The organism is Epilithonimonas hominis, assembly GCF_003730015.1.
In the GTDB taxonomy this organism is placed as follows: Bacteria; Bacteroidota; Bacteroidia; order Flavobacteriales; family Weeksellaceae; genus Epilithonimonas; species Epilithonimonas hominis.
This window is the reverse complement of the sequence record NZ_RJTU01000061.1, coordinates 64,125-81,996: the sequence shown is the minus strand read 5'-3', so window position 1 is coordinate 81,996 and position 17,872 is coordinate 64,125. Positions and strand designations below refer to the sequence as shown.

15 protein-coding genes and 1 pseudogene are annotated in these 17,872 nt (G+C 35.1%); 7 read left to right on the top strand and 9 right to left on the bottom strand.

Features of this window, described 5'->3' with window-relative positions; all coding sequences use genetic code 11:
- Positions 1-96: 96 nt before the first annotated feature.
- Positions 97-354 carry a hypothetical protein gene (locus EGH73_RS09020; RefSeq protein ID WP_089768801.1) on the bottom strand — a complete coding sequence of 86 codons (258 nt, stop codon included), beginning with the start codon at positions 352-354 and terminating at the stop codon, positions 97-99.
- Positions 355-443: 89 nt separating this feature from the next.
- On the opposite strand from EGH73_RS09020, the gene EGH73_RS09015 reads away from it, so the two are divergent.
- Positions 444-2,114, top strand: coding sequence for a peptide MFS transporter (locus EGH73_RS09015; protein ID WP_123281547.1), 1,671 nt, complete (start codon positions 444-446; stop codon positions 2,112-2,114).
- A gap of 83 nt (positions 2,115-2,197) precedes the next feature.
- Here the strand turns inward: EGH73_RS09015 and EGH73_RS09010 are convergent, their stop codons facing one another.
- A complete protein-coding gene (locus EGH73_RS09010; RefSeq protein WP_123281546.1) occupies positions 2,198-2,707 on the bottom strand; it encodes a GNAT family N-acetyltransferase in 510 nt (169 codons plus the stop codon).
- Positions 2,708-2,838: 131 nt separating this feature from the next.
- On the opposite strand from EGH73_RS09010, the gene EGH73_RS09005 reads away from it, so the two are divergent.
- The 5 genes and pseudogenes from EGH73_RS09005 (at position 2,839) to EGH73_RS08985 (ending at position 9,161) form a co-directional block, all read left to right on the top strand.
- Positions 2,839-4,554, top strand: coding sequence for a peptide MFS transporter (locus tag EGH73_RS09005; protein ID WP_089768806.1), 1,716 nt, complete (start codon positions 2,839-2,841; stop codon positions 4,552-4,554).
- Positions 4,555-4,651: 97 nt separating this feature from the next.
- Positions 4,652-6,162 (top strand): annotated as a pseudogene (locus EGH73_RS09000) (peptide MFS transporter).
- A 57-nt stretch (positions 6,163-6,219) separates the two neighbouring features.
- Entirely contained in the window at positions 6,220-6,753 is a 534-nt protein-coding gene (locus EGH73_RS08995) for a thioredoxin family protein (protein ID WP_123281545.1), read from the top strand.
- A gap of 97 nt (positions 6,754-6,850) precedes the next feature.
- Positions 6,851-8,938: an ATP-dependent DNA helicase RecG gene (recG, locus tag EGH73_RS08990; protein WP_123281544.1), complete on the top strand. Its 2,088-nt coding sequence runs from the start codon at positions 6,851-6,853 to the stop codon at positions 8,936-8,938.
- Positions 8,939-8,963: 25 nt separating this feature from the next.
- The gene (locus EGH73_RS08985; protein ID WP_123281543.1) at positions 8,964-9,161 is read left to right on the top strand and encodes an Imm27 family immunity protein; all 198 of its coding nucleotides are present in this window, start codon (positions 8,964-8,966) and stop codon (positions 9,159-9,161) included.
- A gap of 446 nt (positions 9,162-9,607) precedes the next feature.
- Here EGH73_RS08985 and EGH73_RS08980 read toward each other — a convergent pair whose 3' ends face one another.
- The 5 genes from EGH73_RS08980 to EGH73_RS08960 are packed head-to-tail and all read right to left on the bottom strand — an operon-like array spanning position 9,608 to position 14,713.
- Complete coding sequence (locus EGH73_RS08980) at positions 9,608-10,096, bottom strand: GNAT family N-acetyltransferase (protein WP_184808090.1); 489 nt, start codon at positions 10,094-10,096, stop codon at positions 9,608-9,610.
- A 3-nt stretch (positions 10,097-10,099) separates the two neighbouring features.
- Positions 10,100-10,777 carry a DNA repair protein RecO gene (gene recO / locus EGH73_RS08975; protein ID WP_123281541.1) on the bottom strand — a complete coding sequence of 226 codons (678 nt, stop codon included), beginning with the start codon at positions 10,775-10,777 and terminating at the stop codon, positions 10,100-10,102.
- A 3-nt stretch (positions 10,778-10,780) separates the two neighbouring features.
- Positions 10,781-13,000 (bottom strand): type IX secretion system anionic LPS delivery protein PorZ, encoded by a 2,220-nt coding sequence (gene porZ, locus EGH73_RS08970; RefSeq protein ID WP_123281540.1) that lies wholly within the window; start codon positions 12,998-13,000, stop codon positions 10,781-10,783.
- A 1-nt stretch (position 13,001) separates the two neighbouring features.
- Entirely contained in the window at positions 13,002-13,952 is a 951-nt protein-coding gene (locus EGH73_RS08965) for a bifunctional metallophosphatase/5'-nucleotidase (protein ID WP_123281539.1), read from the bottom strand.
- The gene (locus EGH73_RS08960; RefSeq protein WP_123281538.1) at positions 13,952-14,713 is read right to left on the bottom strand and encodes a 5'-nucleotidase C-terminal domain-containing protein; all 762 of its coding nucleotides are present in this window, start codon (positions 14,711-14,713) and stop codon (positions 13,952-13,954) included. The genes EGH73_RS08965 and EGH73_RS08960 overlap by 1 nt, the downstream gene beginning before the upstream one ends.
- A 218-nt stretch (positions 14,714-14,931) precedes the next feature.
- Between EGH73_RS08960 and dapA the strand changes: the two genes are divergently transcribed.
- Positions 14,932-15,807: a 4-hydroxy-tetrahydrodipicolinate synthase gene (gene dapA, locus EGH73_RS08955; protein WP_123281537.1), complete on the top strand. Its 876-nt coding sequence runs from the start codon at positions 14,932-14,934 to the stop codon at positions 15,805-15,807.
- A gap of 35 nt (positions 15,808-15,842) precedes the next feature.
- On the opposite strand, the gene EGH73_RS08950 is transcribed toward dapA, so the two are convergent.
- Together EGH73_RS08950 and mqo are read right to left on the bottom strand one after the other, a co-directional pair.
- Entirely contained in the window at positions 15,843-16,238 is a 396-nt protein-coding gene (locus EGH73_RS08950; RefSeq protein WP_123281536.1) for a hypothetical protein, read from the bottom strand.
- Positions 16,239-16,255: 17 nt separating this feature from the next.
- Positions 16,256-17,737 (bottom strand): malate dehydrogenase (quinone), encoded by a 1,482-nt coding sequence (gene mqo, locus EGH73_RS08945; RefSeq protein WP_123281535.1) that lies wholly within the window; start codon positions 17,735-17,737, stop codon positions 16,256-16,258.
- Positions 17,738-17,872 lie beyond the last annotated feature (135 nt).

Genomic DNA, 17,872 nt, shown 5'->3' with positions numbered 1-17,872 from the left:
GAACTTTTCAACTTGTTTAATTGTCCAATTTTCTAACAAATAGTCTAAAACTCCGAAATACTTTTGGAGAGACTCATCTGACCAAACAATTTCCACTTAGACAGTTTTTGAATTAAGGTATTCCTTTATCTTTTGTTTCGCTTCATCATGGGAAATAATTCTTCCCTCTTCAATATCAGAAGCTCCTTTTTCAATAGATTCTTTTTGGCTTGTGGATAAATAAGTTGCCCAATCCTCATTGACTTGTCCGTTATACTTTTGTTTCAAAAAAGCAACATAATCACTCACCTGTTGAAGAAGTTCTTTTGGCAAAGACTTCAAATCGTTTTCCAAATCTTTTATTGTGATTTCCATTTTCTGAATATTTAAGCATATCAAAGTTATAAAAATTTTCTAATCCATTTTAAAATCCTATTTTTGGGAAAGTTGTGAAAAATTAAATTATGAAGACTAAACACCCAAAAGGTTTACCCTTTTTGTTTTTTACCGAGATGTGGGAACGTTTCGGTTATTATTTGATTCTCGGAATTTTTGTTCTCTATTTAATAGAACCACAAGGCGTTGCCGGAGGATTGGGAATCCCTGATAAAGATGCCGATGATATCTTCGGAACCTTCATAGCGCTGACTTATCTAACGCCTTTTCTTGGCGGATTTTTAGCTGACCGCGTATTAGGTTATATCAAATCCATTTACCTGGGTGGCATTTTGATGGCTGCAGGTTATATTGGTGTAGGTGTTTTCAAGGATTTGCCGTTGTTTTATGGTTCATTGGCTTTAATTATCATTGGAAATGGCTTCTTCAAACCAACTATTTCTACACTTTTGGGAAATCTCTATTCCGAAGAACCTTATAAAGCTAATAAAGATTCCGGTTACAATATTTTCTATATGGGAATCAATATTGGGGCATTTATCTGTAACATTATTGCAGCATTTATGCGTAACAAGTTCGGTTGGGGCGAAGCGTTTATAACTGCGGGCGTTGGGATGTTGCTTGGATTGGTAATTTTCTCAATCGGAATGAAACATTACAGACATGCTGCAGTTATGAAACCGAGCCAAGAAGGCGACACCAAACTGTCTGAAATCATGATGAAAGTTTTTGTTCCCGCGATTATAGCAGGCGTTATCGGTTGGTTTGTTCCAACGATGATTTTAGGAACTAATATTTTTGGTAGCACAAATACGGATGCATTTATTTTCGCTTGTATTCCTGTGATTTACTTCTATGTTTCGCTTTATTTTAAATCTAATCCATTGGAGAAACCCGCGATTGGTGCTTTGCTTTCGATATTTCTTATCAGCATGTTTTTCTGGGCGGTTTTCAAACAAAATGGAACTGCGCTGACACGTTGGGCCAATTATTACACCGACCGAAGCGTTTCCGAATCTGTTGAAAAACCTTTGGCTTCACTTTATTTGGTCGAAGAAAAAAGCTATGCTGATAAAGAAACCCCGATTTATGATGATCAATATCGTTCTCAGAAAGGTGATGATGGGAAGACTTTGAAAGAAACCGGGAAAGATATTTATTTCAGAAATATTTCGGTAGAAAAAAGGGCTGAACTGGAAACTAAAACTGACAAGCCGGTTTTCCTTTATAACACAGAATTATTCCAATCGATAAATCCATTTTGGGTAATTGCTTTAACGCCAGTCATTGTTGGTGTTTGGGCGATGCTCAGAAAACGAGGAAAAGAACCTTTGACACCGAGTAAAATTGTATTGGGATTATTCATCACCAGTTTATCTTGTTTGGTAATGGTTGGCGCTGTTTATGCAGGAAACAATGGTGCTGAAAAAGTTTCTGCACTTTGGTTGATTGCTGGATATGGAGTCGTAACAATCGGAGAACTTTGTCTCTCGCCGATGGGATTATCATTCGTTTCCAAATTATCTCCAGCGAGATTGACAGCCTTGATGATGGGTGGATTTTTCTTAGCGAACTCGGTTGGGAATAAATTATCCGGAATCCTTGCCAGCACTTGGTACAATTATGAAAACAAGGCCAATTACTTCTTGGTCAATTTTGGACTGTTGATTTTCGCAACCTTGCTGGGGTTGATGATGTTGAAGAGATTAAACAAAATTATGAGAGAAAGCGGACATTAATTATAATTTAAAGTTCCTCTTCTAAATTAAAAAAGCGAAATTAATCTGATTTAATTTCGCTTTTTTTGAGTTATAAATTAGTATTAAAGGACTTTTTCGAACGCTTTTCTAGCACTTCCTCTAAAATGGACTTCTCCACAATATTGATATCCAAATTTCTCTAGAATTGCTAACATTGCAAGATTATCAAAGTTGGTATCAACTTTAATACTAAAAGTATTATTCTCCTTGGCAACATCTTCTATAAAGGTGAAAATATTTTTGGACAATCCTTTCCCAGCAAACTTATCCGAAATAGCCACTCTGTGAACTACCAAAAAATTACCATTGGTCAGCCACTCTCCTTCAATATCATTATAAGCAGGTTCATCATTTAAGATTAATGCGCTGTAACCTGCAATAATTCCGTCAACCAATAAAACATAACCACATCCCTTTTCTATATCGGATTTCACAGTTTCAAGATTCGGGTAGCCATCCTGCCATTGCCTGCTACCATCATTTTTTCTTCTTATGATAGCGTCTTGCAATATATCCCAAATCTCTGAAGAATCGTCTGAAATTGCTTTTCTAAATTCTAAATACATTTCCATAAAAGACAAAGTTAATGCAAATTGATAAAATAGGATTTATTAAATCTTGCATAAACAGCATCGGGAATCGCCTACGTTTATGAAAAAAAACTATATTTGTTACCTTTAAGAAAATTTAACAATTATTTTATATGGATACAGTTACGACTAATTCAAAACATCCTAAAGGTTTGTGGGTCCTTTTCGGGACAGAAATGTGGGAGCGTTTCAATTTTTATGGAATGAGAGCATTGTTGACGCTCTTTATGGTAAATTCTCTCTTAATTAAAGAAGCAGATGCAGCGATTATATATGGTGGCTTTTTGGCATTGTGTTATTTGACACCACTTTTAGGAGGTTTTATTGCTGATAAATATATTGGAAACAGAAATGCAATCTTGGCAGGAGGTTCGTTGATGGCACTTGGACAATTGCTTTTATTTTTCAGTGCTTCTACCTTTTCTTCAGATTTAGCAAGTGCGAAAGGTTTGATGTGGCTGGCACTTTTCATCATTATTTTTGGTAATGGTTTCTTCAAACCTAATATTTCTTCGATGGTGGGAAGCCTTTATCCAAAGCAAGAAAAATCTAAATTGGACTCTGCTTTTACTATTTTCTATATGGGAATTAATATAGGAGCATTCTTAGGTCAGTTCATTTGTCCATACGTTGGAGATGTGAAAGATGCGGATGGCGTGCGAGATATTTTCGCTTTCAAATGGGGATTCTTAGCAGCTTCTATCGCAATGATGATTGGAACGGTTACTTTCTTTTTCTTTAAAAACAAATATGTTGTAACACCGGAAGGCAGGCCAATTGGTGGATTACCAAAAAATAACACAAAAGACGATTTTGAAGAAGGGGAAAGTCAAACTGCTAAATTTTCAGGCCAAAATATGGGAATAGCAGGCTTGTTATTTGTCGCTCTTTTCTTTGTTTTCAGATATATTTTGGTTAACGAGATTGGATTCAGCTCTGTGGGGATGGGACAATTGATTAAAGGTTTGATTTACCCATTCATCTATGCAGCGGGGATTTCATTGGCATTTTTGATTATGAGTTCTGCTGAAAATAAGGTTGAAAGACAAAGAATCTGGGTGATTTATATCGTTTCATTCTTTATCATTTTCTTCTGGGCAGCATTTGAACAAGCTGGTTCATCTTTGACTTTCATTGCGGATAATCAAACCGACAGAAGTATTTTTGGGTGGGATATGCCACCATCAATGGTGCAGATTTTCAATGGGTTGTTCGTGGTCTTATTGGCACTACCATTCAGTTTGCTTTGGGACAAATTAAGAGCTCAGGGCAAAGAACCCGTTTCTCCTTTGAAACAAGCCATTGGTTTAGCATTGATTGCTTTATCTTATTTGATTATCGCTTATAACGTTAAAGATTTAGGAAACTCTGGTTTATTGGCAATAAAATGGTTAATTCTACTATATTTAATCCAAACAATGGGAGAACTTTGCTTGTCTCCGATAGGATTATCACTTGTAGGAAAATTAGCCCCAAAGAGATTTGCATCTTTATTATATGGTGTTTTCTTCATTTCCAATGCGGCAGGTTACGCGCTGGCAGGTTCTTTAGGAGCCATCATCCCGGCAACAGGTGACAAATTTGCAAAAGCTGAAAAACTAGGAATAAACCTTCAAGATGTTTTGGACAAAAAAGTAACGTTGAGCGCCGAGCAAGTAGCATTGTTTGAAAAAGAACAAATTCCAGTAGCAAACACATCTTTTGCAGGGATAGAAATCCACAACTTGTTCGAGTTCTTTATGGTTTTCGTAGTTCTGTGCGGAATAGCTTCTGTGATTTTAGCAATTTTATCCCCAAGATTAAAGAAAATGATGCACGGTGTGAACTAAAAAACTTTCACATTTATTTATAAATTCAAACCACCGCTTAGGTGGTTTTTTTATTTAAATTTGTTTGTATTTTTAACATAAAACAAAATTATATTCGATGAATCTTACACTTGAAGAAATTCAGAGTTTCAAAGGAAAATATCCGAAACAAATTTGGTCTTTATTTTTCTCAGAAATGTGGGAACGCTTCTGTTTCTACGGGATGCGAGGGATGCTCGTTTTCTTTATGATTTCTCAATTGAAATTTGGTGATGAACAAGCCAACCTTCAATACGGCGCAACACAGGCTTTTGTTTATGCCTTTACTTTTGTCGGTGGTCTGTTTGCTGATAAAATTTTAGGATTCAGAAAATCTCTTTTTTGGGGCGGAATTCTGATGATTATCGGTAGCCTAATTCTAGCTACCAATCCGCACGATTATTTCTTTTTAGGTATTTCTTTCACCGTTGTAGGAACAGGATTTTTTAAACCGAATATTTCCACAATGGTTGGAAAATTATACAAAGCAAACGACTCCAGAACAGATGCAGGATTCTCTTTGTTTTATGCCGGAATCAATCTTGGTGCACTTCTAGGCGGATATCTTTGTATTGCTATAGGTAAAGGTGAAATGTTCTCTGATTTAATTCCAGAACATAAAAGATGGAACGTCGCTTTTGGTTTGGCTGCAATTGTAATGGTTATTAGTTTGATCAATTTCATTTTTACACAAAGACAATTAGGCCCCATTGGGCTTCAACCTCAAAAACTGAATTCCGATGGCACTTTTTCTCCACTTGAAAAATGGAAAGAATATGGTGTTTACATTTTATCATTAGTCTTCATTCCGTTAATTATGATAATGGTTTCTGTTCCGCAATACACGGATTATTTTATGTGGACAGTCGGACCACTGACATTATTGTATCTTTTTTACGAGATGACAAAAGTGAATTCGTCGGAACGTAAAAACTTTGGGCTGCCCTGATATTCATTATTTTCTCAATCCTGTTCTGGGGAATCTACGAACAAAGTGGTGGTTCATTGAGTATTTTCGCTGCCAATAACCTAAACAAAGACCTTTTCGGATTGGATCCTAATGGTGTAAATAACTCTGGAGGTGCATTCTTTATTATTTTCTTAGCGCCTTTGGTTGGATTACTTTGGATTTGGTTAAGCAAAAATAAACTGGAACCCAATACAATCATCAAATTCGGATTAGGTTTTATATTCTTAGGATTAGGCTATTATGTTCTTTTTGGAACTAAGTTTTTCGCGAATCTTCAAGGAATAACGTCTCTTAATATCTTTACGATTGCGCTACTTGTGATAACCTTCGGGGAACTATGCTTGTCTCCAATTGGATTGTCTATTATGACAAAATTATCCACAGAAAAGTTACAAGGAATGATGATGGGAATGTGGTTTCTCGCATCTGCTTACGGGCAATACGTTGCGGGACAAATTGGAGCAGGATTAGCAAAAGTAAAATCTGGCGCCACTAATTATGACGCTCTTATCACTTACACCGATGGATATAAACAATTGGGATTATATGCCTTGATTGCCGGAGTAATATTAATTTTGATTTCACCTTTTGTAAAAAAACTAATGCAAGGTGTAAAGTAATTTAAATCGTTCAAACGTCTATGCCTATGAGAAGTTAACCGAAAACAAAACACGCAGATGAAAAAAATATTATTTTTAACCTTATTTCTGATTCAAGTTTCTGGGTTTGCTCAAGTCCGCTGGATGACGATGACTCAGGCGCTCGCAGCACAGAAAAAAGAACCAAAGAAAATCATTATCGATTTCTATGCAGATTGGTGTGCACCTTGTAAAGAGATGGACAAATTCACGTTCAATCATCCGGAAATTGCTAAAATTATCAATGAAAAATTTTATGCTGTTAAGTTCGAAAGTGATGGGAACGAAACGCTTAGTTTTGCTGGACACACATTCACTAACTCTGATTATAAAGACAAAAAATCCAAAAACGGACTTCATCAATTTTCAAAATACATGAACATCAATATGATTCCAACAATGGTTTTCTTGGATGAAAAGACAGATCCGATCACTAGTCTTTCTGGATTTCTGAATGCGAAAGAAGTAGAACCCTATTTTTCTATGATTGCTTCTGATGAGTACAAAACGATCAAAAGCAGAAATGAATGGGAAGGTTATCAGAAGAAGTTCAAGTCGAAGATTAAAGATTAATTATAGAAACATCAGAATTCGGATGTTTTTTTATTATATCCCCTATTTTATTTTACAATAAAATTTCCCGAAATTCGTCGGAACAAATTTTTCTTTCTTGATTTTAGAAACTTCTATAGAATTTCTCAAAAACATCGGAACCGAACGCGCAAAAATCATCAAAAACGTGTTGGGAATCTCGACTGTGGAAGATTTGCTGACCTTCTACCCGATTCGCTACATCGATAAAAGTAAGATTTACAAAATCGGTGATTTAACAAAAGAACCAGATGCTGATATCCAGTTGAAAGGGAAAATCACGGATATCCAAGAAGTTGTTTACGAAAAAGGGAAACGTTTGTCGGCGAAATTTCGGGATGAAACTGGGACGATGGATTTGGTTTGGTTCCGATACACCAATTGGATGAAAGACTCGATTCCATTAAACAAAGAAATTTTTATTTTTGGAAAAGTCAACTTTTTCAACGGTAATTTTTCTATGCCACATCCTGAGATTGAAGCGGATGAAAAGAAAGCAATATCAGGAACACTTTTGCCCGTTTATCCTGGAAGTGAAAAGCTGAGTAAGCGAGGCATTAATAATAAGTTTTTTCAGAATGTTATTTTCAACATTTTAAAAGCTTTACCTCAACTGATTTCGGAAAATTTGCCAGATTATATTTTGGAATCGATGAAGTTGATGGGAAGATTAAATTCTTATTACAACATACACTTCCCAAAAGATTTTAAACATTTTGAAGCGGCTGACCGACGATTGAAATTCGAAGAAGCGTTTTTCTTCCAATTAGGTTATGGACTGAAAAAACTGCATCAGAAAACGAAATCGTTCGGAAATCCGTTTCCGATTGTCGGCGATCATTTCACAAATTTCTATAATAACAATCTTCCTTTCGAATTAACTAACGCTCAAAAACGAGTTCTGAAAGAAATCCGAACCGATATGAAACGTTCGACCCAAATGAATCGTTTGTTGCAAGGTGATGTTGGTTCTGGAAAAACAATGGTCGCATTATTAACAATGTTGATTGCGATGGACAACGGTTTTCAATCTTGTCTGATGGCGCCAACGGAAATTTTGGCGCAACAACATTTTAATTCAATTCAGGAATTATTACAAAATACAGATATCAACGTCAAACTTTTGACTGGTTCATCCAAAACAAAAGAGCGAAGAATCATCCACGAGGAATTGGAAAATGGACAACTTTCCATTTTGATTGGAACACACGCTATTCTAGAAGATAAAGTCAAATTTCAAAACCTCGGTTTAGCAATTATTGATGAGCAGCATAGATTTGGAGTAGCTCAGCGTGCGAAACTTTGGGCAAAAAATAATATTCCGCCACATATTTTGGTGATGACTGCAACCCCAATTCCGAGAACATTAGCGATGAGTTTTTATTCCGATTTAGACGTATCTGTGATTGATGAATTACCGGCTAATAGAAAACCGATTATAACCGCCCACCGAAGAGAAAAAGACCGGCTTTCTGTTTATCAATTTTGCAGAGAAGAAATAGAGAAAGGACGTCAAATTTATTTCGTTTATCCCTTGATTGAAGAATCTGAAACCTTGGATTACAAAAATCTAATGGAAGGTATGGATCAGGTTATGAATTTTTTCAAAAGCTATGATGTAACAATGGTTCACGGACGAATGAAACCTGCAGAAAAAGATATTAATATGCAATTCTTTGCTTCCGGAAATGCCCAAATTATGGTGGCAACAACAGTGATAGAAGTTGGTGTGAACGTTCCGAATGCTTCTGTAATGGTTATTGAAAGCGCCGAGAGATTTGGATTATCACAGCTTCATCAGTTGCGAGGACGTGTTGGAAGAGGAGCAGAGCAAAGTTATTGTATCCTGATGACAGATGATAAACTGAGCAAAGAAAGCAGAACCAGAATCAAAACAATGGTTCAGACGAACGATGGTTTCAAAATATCGGAAGTTGATATGGAATTGCGCGGTCCGGGCGACATTCTGGGAACTCAGCAAAGTGGTATTGTGGATTTCAAAAAACTAAGTCTGATAGAAGATTCTGCCATTATCAAAGCTTCAAAACTAACTGTGGAAAGAATTCTGGAGAAAGATTCTCTTCTCAATCATCCCGATAATCAAGTGATGAAACAATATTACATCCGGCAGTATAAAGGGAAGAATAAGTGGGCGCAGATTAGTTAGAGAGTTCGAGTTAAAAATAAACACTATGAATATTATTTTAATTGGAAATGAATTAGTTGAAAAACAAAAACAGCTAAGTAAGGTTGGTGCGAGCGAAGATGGTTGGTGTATATATTATATTGATGAAAATTCAGAAAAATGGATTTTAGAATATCCTAATTCCGAATATCACGGTGGCGGTGCACCACAACTGAGGTTAATACAGAAATTTCCTTGGGAATAATAAAAAAGCCAACTATAAATAGCTGGCTTTCTAAATTTAAAAAATAGTATATGAAGAAAAATTACTATCAGGCATCAGCTTGATTTCGTTCTGCGACAAATCTAAAATTATCTCCGATATTGAACTTTAAAGAATCATTAATCGTTTATTAAAGAATGGTAAGAATTAATTAAGATAATTTGCCCTAAAAAATTAATATTGTATTCATCACAAACTTAAAAACAGAATTAATAGAATTTCACAAAATAATTATTCATTTAATATTCAAATAAATAGAAATTAATTCCAAGCTAAACAAAACCCAAAAAGAGTTTTTAAGTTTTTATCATTATTTTGAATATTAATAATTTATTCAAAAGAACTAATAATATTCATCAAAAATAAAATCACAAAAAAAGCACTTGCTAATGAACAAATGCTTTTTCAATATATTTTTGGAGTTATTACTAAAGGACAAATTCCATCAAATAATCATCCATTACGTATCCATTTCCGATATCAAAAATGCCTTCATCATAGACATTGAAACCTTGAGATTCGTAAAAACTTTTTGCTTGATTATTTTTGTTAACAGCTAAAGTGATTCTTTTATCACCAATCTTTTTTACTTCTTCCTTTATAAAGTTCAGAGCTTTTTTACCCAGACCTTTTCCTTGTGCTTCTTTTAAAAAATAAATCCTATGAAGTTTTGTGGTTTCCGGTTCTAAATGAAATTCAAACCCAACGAAGCCTAAGAATTGATTGTCTTCCTGTATCAAATAATAATGATAATTTGGATTTTCAAAATGTTTTTTCAATACTTCTTCAGAATACATCAAATCCAACATATAATCTATCTGATCCTGTTCCAATATGTCCGCATAAGCAAAACTCCAAGATCTTTTTGCTAAATCTTGAATAACAGAGATGTCTTTTTGTTCGGCTTTAATAATCATAATTTAAAAAATTTCTTTGATGATTTCCAAGGATCTTGGTTCTCGGAAATCTGTAAAATGATAATGAAAATAGACTAAAACCGAATCCAGAAAATTCTGTTTCCCTAATCTGCTTAATTTAATGTCATACGGATTTTGCGAGACAATCAGCTCCTTCCAAATTGCTGAAATATCTTGATTAAAAAAATGATGAGACTCGATGTCTTCGAAGTTTCCAGATTCTGGATTCAAATAAATTTTATCCGAAAATAAAGGCTGTAAACCTTGCTGTTTCAGCAATCTAAAAATAAATATCAAATGAGATTGGAAATTATCCATCTGCAATTGACTCAAAAAAAGAGAAATTTCAGAATAAATATTCTGATTCTGATTTTCATTCCTAAGAACTTGATTCAACAAATCAGAGATAAAAAATAAAATCGCATTCTTTCTAATATCAGACGTGAAAAGTTCAGAATTTTTCTGTTCCAATTTGATAACATTCTGGATATTTTTTTTTTTGTCAGACGTATAAACCAATAGTTCATTTAGAGGAAAAAGAAATGCCTTTTTTTTATTTTTTGGAGCATAGATACCTTTGGCAAAAAAACTTTCGAATCCATTTTCTCTGCAAAAACAATGGAGAACAGCATCGTGATCTCCATATTTTGTATAAGACAATAAAAAAACTTCTTGGGTCATTTCTTAATTTACGACAGCAATTTTGGCTGTAGCACTATCAGTTCCATCCTCGTTGGTCATCAAAACATAATAGATTCCTGAAGCTACCCTCACTCCTCTTTGGTTGTTAAGATTCCATTCAAAATAGCCTCCATTTGCGACAGCAGAATGCACCAAATTACCTGCGGCATCCGTAATTCTGATATTGGTTTTCTGTGCTAGACCACGCATTCTTACATTGCCTTTATATTGCGCATAGACCACCGGATTGGGATATACCAGAACATTACCGAAATTGGATGTTACCTCTGTTACATCACCCTGGTAAACTACGATCCCATCTGTTGTTACAAAATAAACCTTACCGGTTTTTTCATCAATTTTTACATCTGTTACAATATCGTTCGGCAATGGAGAATTAGACTTTGTGAAATGATAAATTGTTTTATCTCCGGATGAGCTTATGTAAAACACGCCTCCACCGCCAATAGATATCCATTTTTGGTTTCCTGAGTCTACTGCAATTTGTAAGATTTCAGCATCCTTGAAGAGTTCTTCTCCAATTCCGTTTTGTTCTATAATAATTGGATCGGTTTGCGGATTACTTTCAAGAATTGCGGCTTTTGGATTAGATAGAATACGCAATCCTTCCTTTGTCCCAATCCAAACATCATCATTATTATCTACATTAACAGAGTACACCTGACTTACTGGTAGATTATTATCTTTGGTAATGAGTTTAAATTTATCATCAGAAAATGAAGATGGTGTATTATTGTAATCATACATAATAAGACCTCCAACTCTAGGAACCGGAATATAGAGGATTTTATCTTTTATAAGAGGTTTTTGAGCGTTGTTAGACACATTTAAGTTCTTACTGATAAATTTATCATTGGATTTATCATAATAATAAAACCCCGCACCTAAAGTCCCATCTATTCCCGAGGCCGAGCAAAATAACTCATTGTTACTATCGAACACGCAGCCTACTGGCTGATCACCATAAATGTTCGCAGGATTTAAACTATAAGATTTTACAAACTCATTATTATCCATTTTATAGATACCTTTATTTCCAGAAAAAAAATAATTAGTAAAAAATATTTCAGATGGTTTAGATGGATTAGGGACAACATCTAAAATATTAAATTGATTATTCGTTTTAAAATATTCCGGATATATCCAATTAGTACCATTATAATGGTAATAACCCATATCCGGAGATAATGATTCGTTGTAAGAACTTCTTCCTCCAGTTGAAACCCATATTTGATTATTTAGCAACGATATTTTGTACGACAAATTATTGTAGGGTCCATCTGGTCTGAAACTGCTTTTTTGTTCATTATAAATTCCGGAAAAACGAGTCCCTGTGAAAAGCTGATTATTATAGACTATGGCCGTATTGATTGATTCTTCAGCATTAAAATTCTTTTGCTGAGTTCCATTAAGTCCGTAGACATAGACTTGAGTTTGATCTGTTACAATAATCTGATTTCCAGCAACCTTTACATCTTGAATATTAGAAAAACCTGATTTGGTAGATAAATTGGGAAAGTTACCGAATTTCAAATCGTTATTTGAAGCAAAAGCTATAATTCCCGAGGCATCTATCTTTTTATAATCACCTTGAAAATTAGTAGGAGATACCCAACTGTTATATACTGGAAATGTGGCATTAAGCTCATGATACTTCAATCCTTTTCTTGTCGCTGCATAAACAATGTTATCCTTAAGAACTGCGGAATTTACTGCGTCATATGCTCCACCGGTAGTAAAAAAAGCTGTATCCCCAAACTCCCTTTTTGTGACATTGAAAATAGACACCCCATAACCTGCTGAGATAATTGCTTTATCGCCATTGATGGATATATCATTGATCCTTTTACTACCGTTATAACCATTGGCAAGAGGGATATCAATAATCAGAAAAATACCGTTTGGTGTAATGACATCCATAGATCCGTTCTGGTAGCCCACAATGCCTGTTTGAGTTGTAGCATTATAATCAAAAGCAGATATTTTAACTTCGTGGAGTCCATTGGCTTTAGAAAGTTTTTTTATTTCTCCTGTGCCTGGGTAATAATAAAAAATTCCGTTTTCTGTTGCTGCGATTAATCGGTCACCGTCTTCTCTTATTTTCAGGACATTATTGTATGAGAAAAGATCGCTCCATTTGCTGGTCTGCGCGTGAAAAATCAGTGCTGTAAAAAGTGATATAATTAATAAAATTTTCTTCATTCTAAACAATTATGTTTTCATCTATTAACTGATTATTCCACGAAATATTTTTCACATTCTTATTTTTATCAAAATAAAAATCTAATCTTCCTAATAAAATCCCTGCCCAGCCAACCTGATTGACAATAACATTTTTACCGACCTTATTTTGAAAAACCAGAGGTTCTTTCAGAAATGTATGCGTGTGCCCTCCCAAAATGAGATCTATTCCGGAGGTTTTGGCTGCAAGATGCTTGTCCGACATTTTCTCCGGCTGATCTTTGTAATCGAAACCTATATGAGACAGACAAATCACCAGATCACATTTTTTCTCATTTCTAAGAAAATCTGCATAATGCTGTGCTACATCTACAGGATCTTGGTAAACTGTTTCTGCATAATTCTTTTTTCCTACCAGTCCATTTAGTTCTATTCCAACACCAAAAATCCCAATCCTTACACCGTCCTTATTGAACATTTTGTAAGGTTCTGTTTTGCCATCAAGAATGGTATTCTTGAAGTCGTAATTGGAGCAAATGAAGGGGAATTTTGCATTCGGGAGAACTTTTAGAAAACCATCTAAACCATTATCAAAATCGTGATTTCCCATTGTAGAAGCATCATATTTCATCATACTCATCAGCTTAAACTCCAGTTCGCCACCAAAAAAATTGAAATAGGGCGTTCCTTGGAAAATATCTCCCGAATCCAAAAGCAAAACATTTTTTTCTTCGTTCCTGATTTTCTTGACTAATGAAGCTCTTCTAGCAAATCCTCCTTGATTTGGATTTTTGGTATAAGATGCATCAAATGGTTCTATCCTACTGTGCTGATCATTCGTGTGAAGAATCGTCAATTTATGCGCTGATTCTTTTGTTAGAATATCAAATTGCTCTGCCAACAAAAGATTGGGTGCAAGCGTTAAAGCAAGACTTCCGCCACCGATATATTTTAGAAATTCTTTTCTTTTCATTATTCCTGCACTTTTTTGTTTTTGAAAATCAATCTTACATCGTCTGGAGAAGAAACCTCTGGGTTTTGTTTGAACTTATCCAGGAAAAGATCTCGCATTTTTATTCCTGTCTGGATCATCTGACCTTTGGAAAAGAAAAACATATTGTCACCACCCAAGGCAAGATAATCTGATGTCGCTATATAATATGTTTTACCTTCATCTACTGATTTGCCGTTGATAAGCTTTTTAGAAATGGAATTATCATCAGTTTCGATTAAAATGTGGGAAACGGGATTATTTTTCTGAGTTTTCATGTAGTAATCAAACAATCCTTCGACATCTTTCCCCGTCATTTTAACGATTACAATTTCGTTTTCAAAAGGCATCACCTCATAGATTTGTTTCGTCAAAATATCACCTTTGGGGATAATGGTTCTGATGCCTCCAATATTAATTACTGCGGCGTCAATGGGCGGGATATTATTCTTTTTTGCCCAATCATCTGCGCCCTGAAAAGTATAATCTGCCAATAGATTTCCAAGGTTGCTGTTATCGCCTGTTTTATTTAGTTCTGTATTTGTATGTGAGATTTTGGTATTCATTTCACCTTCCAGCTCTTTTTTGTAGGGCTGGATGATAGCCTCTATTTTTTTATCATTGGTAAGCGCATTGGTAATAAAAATATTCTTTTCGGTATGCACATGGGCTATACTTAGAGGTGCTTTACAGCCCATTAGTAATATGCCTAGAATCCCAAAACCTAAAACTTTACTTTTCATTTAAAAATAATATGGATACAAATCTAATGATTTTAGAGTTTTAAAACTAACATCATTTATTTGATAGCCAGTTCATATATTGTTTTTTCAAGAACTAGAATGTTCGTAAGCTATACCTTACAAACTAATTAAGATAAAGATTTTGACTGATCTCTTCGGAATACCTTTGCTGATAATTAAAATAAAATTAACTTTGAGAAATTTAATTTCATATAAAAATGGGTCAGCTAAAAGGCGTAGGTGTAGCTTTGATTACACCTTTTCATGAAGATCTTTCAATAGATTTCGAATCTCTAACGAAACTTATCGATTATAACATAGACAATGGAACCAATTTTTTAGTAGTGATGGGAACTACTGCGGAAGCTGCCACATTGTCCAAGGAAGAAAAGGAAAAAGTTATTGCTCATATTACCAAGATCAATAATAATAGACTATCGTTGGTATTGGGGATTGGAGGTAATAATACTGCAGAAGTTGTATCCCAGATCAAGGAAACTGATCTTTCGGACTTTGAAGCCGTACTTTCAGTATCACCTTACTATAATAAACCCAACCAGGAAGGGTTGTATCAGCATTATAAAGCACTAGCAGAAACGGGAGAAAAAATAATTATTTATAATGTCCCGGGCAGGACGGGGCAAAATGTGGAAGCAGCTACCACTTTGCGTCTTGCGAATGAGTTTCCAAATCTTTTTATGATAAAAGAAGCAGCTCCAAATATGCTACAATATTTTGATATTTTAAGACAAAAACCTGAACATTTTTCACTGATGTCCGGTGATGACGAATACACACTGCCTGTTACACTGGCCGGAGGAGACGGTGTGATTTCTGTAATCGGACAAGCTTATCCAAAAGAGTTTTCGACAATGGTAAAACTGGCTCGTAAAAGGGAAGTAGATGAAGCCTATAAAATCCATAATTCTCTTGTTGAAATAACACGACTGATCTTTGCGGAAGGTAATCCGTGCGGTGTAAAAACAATACTCGCGGAGAAAGGATTGATAAAAAACTACCTCAGACTTCCGTTGGTAGCAGCTTCTGAAAGCTTACAGGAAAAAATAAAACAAGAAATGCAAAAACTTGCTTAGAATAAAAGGGTTCAGAGATTTCTGAACCCTTTTATTTAAATATCTAAAATGATTTTATAAACATCGGAAGAATTTCTGGTAATTCCTTCACAATAAAAACCTCCGTTCTGTGGTATAAGTTCCAAAAAATCGAAAACTTTACAATCTTTTGGCAATCCTGAAAAAACCAGCGTAAACCAGTATTCATTTCCATAAGGAATATCTGTCCATTCCGGAAACAGAGTTATATTTTCAAAATGTATGAGTTTGGAAACATGTTCTAACGTTCTATCAACCAAATATGTGGAAGACCAAATTCTTATTTTTTCCTGCAAGAACGACTGTGATTTTATACAGCAATGAAGTATTACCTGGCTTTCTTCCTCAATTTCTGGCTGAAGCGAAGCGAGTAATTGGTCAGCTATAAATGGTTTGAGTTTAGTTTCACTCATTTCCAATTGTATTAAAATTAATAGTCCAGCTCAAGTTTATCTTTCGAATAATCGCGGATCTGTTGTATAAGCTCTGGGTGCTCTGCCAACTTTTTTCCGTAGCTTGGTATCATCTGTATGAGTTTATCTTTCCATTCGGTTGCCAACCTTTTTTCAAAACATTTTTCCAGCACCATTATCATTGCAAAGGCTGAGGTACTTGCACCCGGTGAAGCACCTAACAGAGAGGCTATATTCCTTTCTTTGTTCACAACAACTTCTGTTCCGAATTCTAATCTACCGCCTTCAAAACGGTCTCTTTTAATAATCTGAACACGCTGCCCTGCTTGTTTTAGTTCCCAGTCTTGTTCCTTTGCATCTTTTATAAAATCTCTAAGATGGGACATTCTTTGTTCTTTACTCATCGTCACCTGTTGGATCAGGTATCTTGTGAGAGGCATATTGTGCCACCAAGCGCCAAATAATGATCGTATATTTTTAAAATTAACACTTTCTGGCAAATCGAGATAGCTTCCCTCTTTCAAAAATTTGGTCGAGAATCCTGCAAATGGACCAAATAATAATGCTTTCTGACCGTCAATAATTCTGAGATCAAGATGTGGAACCGACATGGGCGGTGCACCAACCGTTGCTTGCGTATAAACTTTAGCATGATGTTTTTCAACCAATTCCGGATTAGTGGTCACTAGCCATTGTCCACTCACAGGGAAACCACCATAACCTTTACTTTCCTCAATTCCAGAACTTTCCAAAAGGGGCAATGCATAACCGCCTGCACCAATAAACACGAAATCTGCATGCACTGTCTGCTTATGCAGGTTTTTTCTGTCATTTACCTTTAGATCCCATCCTCCTTTACCATCAGAATCTATATCTTTTACTTCGTGGTAAGTAAAAACTTCTACAGATTCGGTTTTACTGAGGTGTTCGATTAACTTAGATGTCAATTTTCCAAAATCGACGTCCGTTCCCTGATCCATTTTGGTTGCAGCCAATTTATCTGAAGACATTCTTTTTTGCATTACTAATGGAATCCATTCTGCAAGCTTTTTATGATCATCCGAATATTCCATTCCTTGAAACAGCGGAGACTTTAATAATGCTTCATGTCTTTTTTTGAGGTAATCAACATCTTTTTCACCAAAGACAAAGCTCATATGCGGACAAGAATTTATGAATTCTTTTGGTTTGTCAATAATACCCTTGTTAATAAGATAAGACCAGAATTGTTTTGAAACTTCAAATTGCTCGGCAATATATTCTGCCTTTTTGATATCGATTTGACCATCTTTTTCCGGTGTGTAGTTAAGCTCACAGAATGCGGAATGCCCCGTTCCTGCATTATTCCAGGCCGAGGAACTTTCTTTTGCCACCTCGGACAGTCTTTCGAAAATAACGATCTCAAGAGAATTATCAAATTCGTGGAGCATTGTTGCAAGTGTAGCGCTCATAATTCCGCCCCCTATTAATGCAACATCATATTTTGGTTTAGGAGTCATTTTTTAAATTTTTCGATTACAAAATTACAGATTAATGTCAATTTCTATGCCTTATAATAAAAAATTTATTCCCCTTTGTTAATGGCTTTCAAAGCCAACGTAAAATTATTTCGTTAATTTTGCAGTGCCTTTGGA

Coding starts and splice junctions, on each gene's coding strand:
- porZ (WP_123281540.1), bottom strand. CDS start 13,000: ATGAAGAAAATTTTATTAATTATATCACTTTTTACAGCACTGATTTTT.
- EGH73_RS08965 (WP_123281539.1), bottom strand. CDS start 13,952: ATGAAAAGAAAAGAATTTCTAAAATATATCGGTGGCGGAAGTCTTGCT.
- mqo (WP_123281535.1), bottom strand. CDS start 17,737: ATGACTCCTAAACCAAAATATGATGTTGCATTAATAGGGGGCGGAATT.
- EGH73_RS08980 (WP_184808090.1), bottom strand. CDS start 10,096: ATGATTATTAAAGCCGAACAAAAAGACATCTCTGTTATTCAAGATTTA.
- EGH73_RS09020 (WP_089768801.1), bottom strand. CDS start 354: ATGGAAATCACAATAAAAGATTTGGAAAACGATTTGAAGTCTTTGCCA.
- EGH73_RS08995 (WP_123281545.1), top strand. CDS start 6,220: ATGAAAAAAATATTATTTTTAACCTTATTTCTGATTCAAGTTTCTGGG.
- EGH73_RS09005 (WP_089768806.1), top strand. CDS start 2,839: ATGGATACAGTTACGACTAATTCAAAACATCCTAAAGGTTTGTGGGTC.
- recO (WP_123281541.1), bottom strand. CDS start 10,777: ATGACCCAAGAAGTTTTTTTATTGTCTTATACAAAATATGGAGATCAC.
- EGH73_RS09010 (WP_123281546.1), bottom strand. CDS start 2,707: ATGGAAATGTATTTAGAATTTAGAAAAGCAATTTCAGACGATTCTTCA.
- EGH73_RS09015 (WP_123281547.1), top strand. CDS start 444: ATGAAGACTAAACACCCAAAAGGTTTACCCTTTTTGTTTTTTACCGAG.
- dapA (WP_123281537.1), top strand. CDS start 14,932: ATGGGTCAGCTAAAAGGCGTAGGTGTAGCTTTGATTACACCTTTTCAT.
- EGH73_RS08985 (WP_123281543.1), top strand. CDS start 8,964: ATGAATATTATTTTAATTGGAAATGAATTAGTTGAAAAACAAAAACAG.
- EGH73_RS08950 (WP_123281536.1), bottom strand. CDS start 16,238: ATGAGTGAAACTAAACTCAAACCATTTATAGCTGACCAATTACTCGCT.
- EGH73_RS08960 (WP_123281538.1), bottom strand. CDS start 14,713: ATGAAAAGTAAAGTTTTAGGTTTTGGGATTCTAGGCATATTACTAATG.